We start from the raw sequence: 7655 nt of genomic DNA on the forward strand, positions 1-7655 counted from the left end.
TATTTGCAAAAATTAAATTTTAAAATAACCATAAATCCATATTCTTTTATGAATAAAAAATTATTGTTTAGCTTCCTTGCCTTCCTTGGAGTGGTAGGTGTTAAAGCACAAAGAAACGAATTGGGAGTTCGTCTAGGTATGAGTAACCTAGTGGGAGATGTAGGAAGGACAAATTATATTTTACAAAAGCCGTTGGATTTAAGCAGAACGTCAGATTGGGGTGTCCCGTTTTATGGTGGTTTATTATATAGATTTAATTTTAACCCGCATCAGACTGTTAGATTGGATTTAGGATACAACCAGATCCAGTTTAGTGATAAAGCGGCAAAAGAAGATTATAGAAGAAATAGAAACTCATACGGAAAAAATAACGTGTATGAGGCGAGTTTAATGTTTGAATATAACTTTTTTCCTGTTAATAATGAGCAGATCAGCATGATAAGCCCTTACATCTTCGGAGGGGTAGGAGCTTTGATGTTTGATGCTCCCAAAGCTACTCTTGTGAATGATTTCAGAAGAGATGCGGATGGTGTAGCACAGGCTCCGATCAATGAATTGGATTTTACCACTACAACCAATTATTCATTAGGGAAAAAAGTAACCATGCATATCCCTTTTGGTGTAGGTTTGAAGTATAAATTCAACCACTCATGGGCTGTATTTGCAGAAGCTACATTCAGATATACATTGACGGATCAGCTGGATTACAGTAAAATCCTTTCCAAAGATGTAAAAAGTTCTTTTAATGCTGATATTCTGGACCCTGCTACCGGAGGTTCATTATTACAGTCAGGAAATTACTATGCAGTTTCTAAAGAAAGAGAAGCAGAGTTTATTAAAAAGAGAAATATTGGAGATACCAGATCTAATGATTGGATAAATACGTTCAGTTTAGGACTCACTTATTCGTTCGGAAGACCTCCATGTTATTGTGAATAATATGTCGTTGATTAAAGATAAAATAAATTCTGAGAATTTACCGAAACACGTAGCCATCATTATGGATGGTAATGGAAGATGGGCAAAATCTCGTGGCGAAGAAAGAACTTTCGGTCACAAAAATGCCATTAATGCTGTAAGAAATGCCATTAATGCCTGTAATGAGATCAATATCCCTTATTTAACATTGTATACCTTCTCATCAGAAAACTGGAGTCGTCCGGCTGAAGAAGTGAATACCCTTATGAATCTGTTGGTAGAAACTTTACTGCTTGAAGCAGAAGAGATCTTCAGCAAAGGCCTAAGGATGCATGTTATAGGAAATCTGGACAAACTGCCTCCATTGGTAAGAGAGCAGCTGGAACGTGTGGTAGAGCTCACAAAAGAAAACACAAAAGGAAACCTTGTATTGGCTATAAGCTATGGCTCACAAAATGAAATACTGGAAGCCGTAAAAAATATAAGCTCTGATGTAAAAGAAGGAAAAGTTGAGATAGAAAATATAAACGAAAGTTTATTCGAAAGCTATCTGTATACAAAAGATTTTCCTCCTGTAGATTTACTGATCAGAACCAGCGGTGAAATAAGGATAAGCAACTTCCTGCTTTGGCAGATTGCTTATGCAGAATTACAGTTTTTAAATGTTCTGTGGCCGGACTTCACCAAAGATATTTTCTTCCAATGTATTGTAGATTATCAAAACAAAGAAAGAAGATACGGGTTAACCGGTGAGCAAGTAAAAGGCCAATAAAATTTTAAGAAAAGAAAGACTCGATAAAATGAAGTTTAGACTATTACCCATCATTATGTTTGCTGCTTCTGCACATTTTTATGGACAAGTAACTCCACAAGACAGCACAAAAGTAAATAATGCTGTACATGCAGAAAATGAGGCAGGAACTTATACACTTAAAGACATCGTTGTAGATGGGGTAAAAAAATATACACCAGCTCAGATCTTGAGATTCACGGGCCTTACTAAAGGAGAAAGTGTAGACATTCCGGGACAGAAAATCAGCAACGCTGTAAAAAAACTTTGGGATACCCAATCTTTTTCTGAAGTGGAGGTTTATGTTCAAAGCATTGAAGGACAGACTATCGTTCTGAAATTTTACCTGCAGGATCTGAAGGAACTTGGAGAAGTGAAATTTGCAGGCAAAGGAATCGGTAAATCTAAAAGCGAAAAGCTGGCGAAGGATAATAACCTTAAACCGGGAACCAAAATTACTCAGAACCTGGTTTCAAGCCTTAAGACCAATGTCCCTAAAGACTATATTAAAAAAGGTTTTGCGGATGCCAAAATCACGATTCAGGATAAAGTAAATGCAGGAGACCCTGCTTTGGTAGACTGGACAATTAATGTAGATAAGGGTAAAAGAATTAAAATTGACCATATTGAATTTGAAGGAAACGAAAATGTAACCGACAGAAAGCTTAGAAACAAAGCTTTCAAAGAAACCAAACAAAAGCGTTTCGGGATCGGTGGTATTTTGAAATCCTCAAAATTCATTGAAGATAAATACCAGGAAGATAAGCAGAGCCTTATCAGTTATTATAACTCCTTGGGGTATAGAGACGCAAAAATCGTTTCAGACTCAGTATGGAGAAACAAAAGAAACAACTACGAAATCAATGTAAAACTTAATGAGGGTAAGAAATATTACATCGGGGATGTTACATTCACGGGTAATACGGTATACTCTACAGAATACTTACAAAGATTATTAGGATATAAGAAAGGAGATATTTACGATGCAGTTGGATTTAACAAAAAAGTTGGAGAAGACGGTGGTAAAGAAGATGATTCAGATATCAAATCTGTTTACATGAACAACGGTTACCTTTTCTCTAATGTAACGCCTGTTGAAAAATCAGTGTCAGGAGATGCTGTAAACCTTGAAGTGAGAATTAATGAAGGAGAACAGGCTACCTGGAACAAAGTAACATGGCAGGGGAATACTACCACCCATGACCACGTGATTCTTAGGGCACTAAGAACAAAACCGGGCGAGCTGTTCAAGAAAACAGAAATTAAAAGAACATACTTCGATTTGGCAGGGATGTCATTCTTTGACCCTCAGCAGATCGGTCAGGATATTCAGCCAAACCAGGTGGATAATACCGTTGATATTAACTGGAAGCTTGTAGAAAAAGGATCTTCTCAGGTTCAGCTGCAGGCAGGTTACGGTGGTAACAGCTTTATCGGAACTTTAGGATTGACATTTAATAACTTCTCGTTAAAGAACTTCCTTAAATTTAAAGATTTCAAACCGGTACCTCAAGGGGATGGGCAAACCTTCTCTATTCAGGTGCAGGCTGGACAATACTTCCAGAACTATGGAATATCATTCACAGAGCCTTGGTTATTTGGTACAAGACCAACAGCCCTTTCTGTAAGTTTGAACAACTCCAGAGTAAGATATACAGACCAATATGGAAGTGCCCAAAAATTGAATATTTTCTCTGCATCAGTAGGATTGAACAGATTATTGAACTGGCCTGATGATTATTTCTCATTGTATACAGGATTACAGTTCCAGAAGTATGACTTCAACAATTATCCGTTCCAGTTTGGTGAAACTACAGAATATAATGGGACTGCCAATAACTTCAGTGTCAATTTAGGATTGAGCAGAAACTCGGCAGGTATCGACCCGATTTTCCCGACAATGGGATCCAATATAGAGCTTTCAGCAAAACTGACTCCTCCATACTCATTGTTTAAGAAAAAAGACTACTCATCAATGTCAGCCATTGACAAGTACAAGTGGATGGAATTCTACAAAATCAAATTTAAAGCAGACGTTTACAATGAAATCATTGGAAAACTTGTCTTAAGGTCTTCTGCTGAAATGGGATTCATGGATGGATATAACAACCAGTTGGGAGCACCGCCATTTGAAAGATTCTATATGGGTGGTACAGGTCTTTTCGGAGGTAGATATGACGGTAGAGAGTTGATTCCTTTAAGAGGTTATGAAAATGCCACTACAGAAGGAGGTCAGGCAGAAGATATTACTCAGAAGGGAGGAGGTACAATCTATAATAGATTTACCCTGGAATTAAGATACCCGATCTCAATGAGCCAGACTGCAAAAATCTATGCACTAACATTTGCTGAAGGAGGTAACGTATGGAATTCATGGAGCACTTACAGCCCGTTCCAGCTGAAAAGATCAGTCGGAGTTGGCGTAAGAGTTTATATGGGAGCATTTGGATTGATCGGATTTGACTTTGCATTAGGTCTTGATAAGACATTATCAGGTGATAAGTCCGGATGGAGAAACCACTTCTTGATGAACCAAACATTATAATTACAGATATGAAGCACTTTAAAATAATCTTCACATTCGCATTACTTTTGCTTTTCGGGTTAAACAATGCCCAGAAAATAGGAGTAGTGGATACCAACGAAATTCTGAATAAATTACCTCAGTATAAAGAAGCTGAAGCAAGATTAAATTCTCAGATTGACACCTGGGAGTCTGAACTTCAGAGCCTTCAGTCTGAATATGAAAGAAAAAAAGCTGCTTTTGAAAGTGAAAAAGTATTATTGATAGGTGATCAGCTTAAACTTCGCGAAAAAGAAGTTACAGACCTTGATAAAAATATTAAAACGACAACAAGCTTACGTTTTGGAGCTAACGGTGAAATTACAAAACTGAGAACAAATCTGGTTCAGCCTTTTCAGGATCAGATCTGGGGAGCCATCAAAACAATGTCCGAAAAAAATGGCTTGGGCATAGTTCTTGATAAAAGCAATAACATTAGTGTTATTTTCCTTCAGTCAAAATATGATTACACTGAGAAAGTACTGTCTATTCTGTTGAAAGGAACAGACAAGAAGGAAAAAACAAATAGCAAAGGCAAAAAATAATAATAGAATTAACTTTTGCTATATTTTAAAATCTAAAAACAAATTAAATTATTTATTTACCAGTTATGAAAAAATTAAGTGTATTATTTGCAGCAGTAATGATGGTTGTATCTGTAGGTATGGCAAAAGCTCAAAAAATTGCTACTTTAGATGTAATGGGAGTTCTTAACGCAATGCCGGAGAAAAAGAAAGCAGATGCTGATCTTAAAACATTCTTAGATACTAAACAAGCTGAGATTAAGAAAAAAGCTGACGCAGCTCAGACTAAATATCAGCAATATCAGACAGAAGCTCCTAAAAAAACAGCTGATGAAAACAAAGCTAGAGAAGAGGAGATGAAAAAACTAGCTGATGAAATTCAGCAAATGCAGGAAAAAGCTCAAAAAGATCTAGAGGCTAAGCAAGATGTAGCTTTCGGACCTATTGAGAAAAAATTAAATGATGCAGTAGAAAAAGTAGCTAAAGCTAACGGATACGATTATATTATGGATGCAAACTCAACAGCATTCCTTTATAAAGCAGGACCGGATGCAACTCCAGCTGTGAAAAAAGAATTAGGAATTCAATAATTTCAGCAAATTAACAAAGATTTATAAAACCAACCGCCTCTTTTAGAGGTGGTTTTTTTATTTTTGCGGAATGGAAAAAGAAGTATCAACGACGGTCAAGGTTAGGTTTAGTGATTGTGATCCGATAGGACATTTGAATAATGTAAAATATCTGGATTATATGTTCAATGCCAGAGAAGATCATGTAGAAACATTTTACGGATTCACTTACGAAGAATATACCAAGAAAACCGGCTGTACCTGGATTGCCATTCAAAATGAAATAGCCTATTTAAAAGAAGTAAGATACAATACGCAGGTAGTCATCAGCAGCAAAACCATAGATGTTCAGGATAGGACGGCAAAAGTCGAAATTTTGATGAAAAGTCTGGATGAAAAAACAATTCATGCCGTACTTTGGGTGACTGTTATTTATTTTAATGTCAAAACAAGAAAATCTGAAGTCCATCCTGAAGAGATCAAAGGAATTTTTGATAAATTCTATGTAGATCTTATCCAGAAAGACTTCCAGTCAAGAGTGAAGTTCTTAAGGAGCCAGAATGCAAAAAACTCTTAATTTCATTTCTTAAAGGTTCCAATTTAAAAATTAATAATAAACAAATGAAAAAAATAGCAGTAATAGGTAGTAACGGGCAATTTGGCAACTGCATAAGAAAGATAGCTCCTGACTTTGAACATCAGTATGAATTCTTATTTACAGACTCCTCTACATTAGATGTTACCAGTGAAGAACAGGTGAACGATTTCTTTTATGAAAACAAACCTGATTACTGCATCAATGCTTCTGCATATACGGCGGTGGATCTGGCAGAGAAGGAAAAAGAAAAAGCTTTTGCTGTAAATGCTGATGGAGTAGCCCATCTTGCTCAGGCATGTGCAGAATATAAATCTATTTTGATTCATGTTTCTACGGATTATGTTTTTGATGGTACTACCAATCTACCGTATTCCGAAGATGATTTTACCAATCCGGTAGGGGTATATGGAGAATCAAAAAGAAAAGGAGAGGAGCTTGCCCTGGAAATTAATCCAAAAACAATCATTCTGAGAACCTCATGGCTGTACTCTGAATTCAACAAGAATTTTGTGAAAACAATGCTTCATCTGTTCTCTCAGAAAGATGAGTTGGGAATCGTGGCTGATCAGTTCGGGCAGCCAACCAATGCAAATGATTTGGCAGAAGCAATTATGCAGATCATCCAGGCTCCGCAAAAAACCTATGGTATCTTCCACTTCTCAAACTATCCCGAGACAACATGGTTCGAATTTGCCAGAAAAATTGCCGAGTTTTCAAAATCACCCGTAAAATTAAATGCCATAACCACCGAGCAGTATCCTACTCCGGCCAAAAGACCTGTAAGAAGCACTATGTCTTTGGATAAAATTGAAGAGATATACAAAATAGAACCCAAACATTGGGAAAACAGTCTTGAAGAATGTGTTGAAATACTTGCACACCAATAATAGATAATATGAAGAATATTGCAATCATCTTTTCCGTGTTATGTATCCAGCTGTGGAGCGCTCAGAATGTTTATATGACCAGGGTTGAAAAAACAAATGACAACCCGGATAAATTCTTTTACAGAAAAGACGCCGCCGCCACAGATGCTGTTTATTTAGGAGAAGTAGAAGTACAAGGATTTTCAAAAGATGATGCACTTGTATTTTCTCTCGTATATAAAAAAGCAAAAGAGATCGGTGCCAATACATTTCAGTTAAAACCTTTCGAGAATGTTGATGGTACGCCCCAGCCGTTCAATGCTGCCAATTATAAAGTTGCTTTATATTATACTCCTAAAGAAAAGTTGACGGCTAAGTATGGGGAGATGTATATATTTGCGTCCTCTGAAAAAGATCAGAAAATAAGCATCAACCGTAAAGACTATACCATCCCGCCAAGAACATTTTTAAAATTAAAAGTTGTTCCCGGAGAAATCTATACCATCTCAACAAAAAAATTGTTAGGCTCTACAGTGAAAGTTCAGCCAAAAGCCAATGACGACAATCTTTATTTCCAGGTTTCATCTTTAAAAGTGAAGCCAGATAATACAGGAGTAGGAGGTTTGAATCTGAAATCCGGAGATATTATTGGTCTGGAAAAGTCTTATGCAGAATTTTTAAGCGTAATTTATAAAGAGAACCATCCATAAAAATCAATTATAAAAGTTATTTTAGGATCCAATCTTAAAAAAGAACTATTCAGTAAATTTTTTGTTTAAAATTTTTCCCCCTGCCTTTCAGTGTTTTAGGAGTAAATATTACGAAAC

At 36.4% G+C, this 7655-nt stretch carries 8 protein-coding genes; all 8 read left to right on the plus strand.

What is annotated here, in order from left to right:
• Positions 1–48: 48 nt before the first annotated feature.
• The 8 genes from ACE3RB_RS19345 (at position 49) to ACE3RB_RS19380 (ending at position 7538) form a co-directional block, all read left to right on the plus strand.
• A complete protein-coding gene (locus ACE3RB_RS19345; RefSeq protein WP_374465711.1) occupies positions 49–939 on the plus strand; it encodes a DUF6089 family protein in 891 nt (296 codons plus the stop codon).
• A 1-nt stretch (position 940) separates the two neighbouring features.
• Positions 941–1690 (plus strand): isoprenyl transferase, encoded by a 750-nt coding sequence (locus ACE3RB_RS19350; protein WP_041462081.1) that lies wholly within the window; start codon positions 941–943, stop codon positions 1688–1690.
• A 28-nt stretch (positions 1691–1718) separates the two neighbouring features.
• On the plus strand, positions 1719–4253 hold the full coding sequence (bamA, locus tag ACE3RB_RS19355; protein ID WP_374465712.1) for an outer membrane protein assembly factor BamA: 2535 nt from the start codon (positions 1719–1721) through the stop codon (positions 4251–4253).
• Positions 4254–4261: 8 nt separating this feature from the next.
• Positions 4262–4816 (plus strand): OmpH family outer membrane protein, encoded by a 555-nt coding sequence (locus ACE3RB_RS19360; protein ID WP_079244001.1) that lies wholly within the window; start codon positions 4262–4264, stop codon positions 4814–4816.
• 65 nt (positions 4817–4881) lie between these two features.
• Positions 4882–5385 (plus strand): OmpH family outer membrane protein, encoded by a 504-nt coding sequence (locus ACE3RB_RS19365; protein ID WP_374465713.1) that lies wholly within the window; start codon positions 4882–4884, stop codon positions 5383–5385.
• Between the two features lie 70 nt (positions 5386–5455).
• Complete coding sequence (locus ACE3RB_RS19370; RefSeq protein ID WP_002983678.1) at positions 5456–5941, plus strand: thioesterase family protein; 486 nt, start codon at positions 5456–5458, stop codon at positions 5939–5941.
• Positions 5942–5970: 29 nt separating this feature from the next.
• Positions 5971–6849, plus strand: coding sequence for a dTDP-4-dehydrorhamnose reductase (gene rfbD, locus ACE3RB_RS19375; RefSeq protein WP_374465715.1), 879 nt, complete (start codon positions 5971–5973; stop codon positions 6847–6849).
• Between the two features lie 8 nt (positions 6850–6857).
• On the plus strand, positions 6858–7538 hold the full coding sequence (locus ACE3RB_RS19380) for a hypothetical protein (protein WP_374465714.1): 681 nt from the start codon (positions 6858–6860) through the stop codon (positions 7536–7538).
• The last annotated feature ends 117 nt before the right edge of the window (positions 7539–7655 follow it).

The sequence above is a fragment of the Chryseobacterium sp. genome (genome assembly GCF_041914225.1).
Lineage (GTDB): Bacteria > Bacteroidota > Bacteroidia > Flavobacteriales > Weeksellaceae > Chryseobacterium.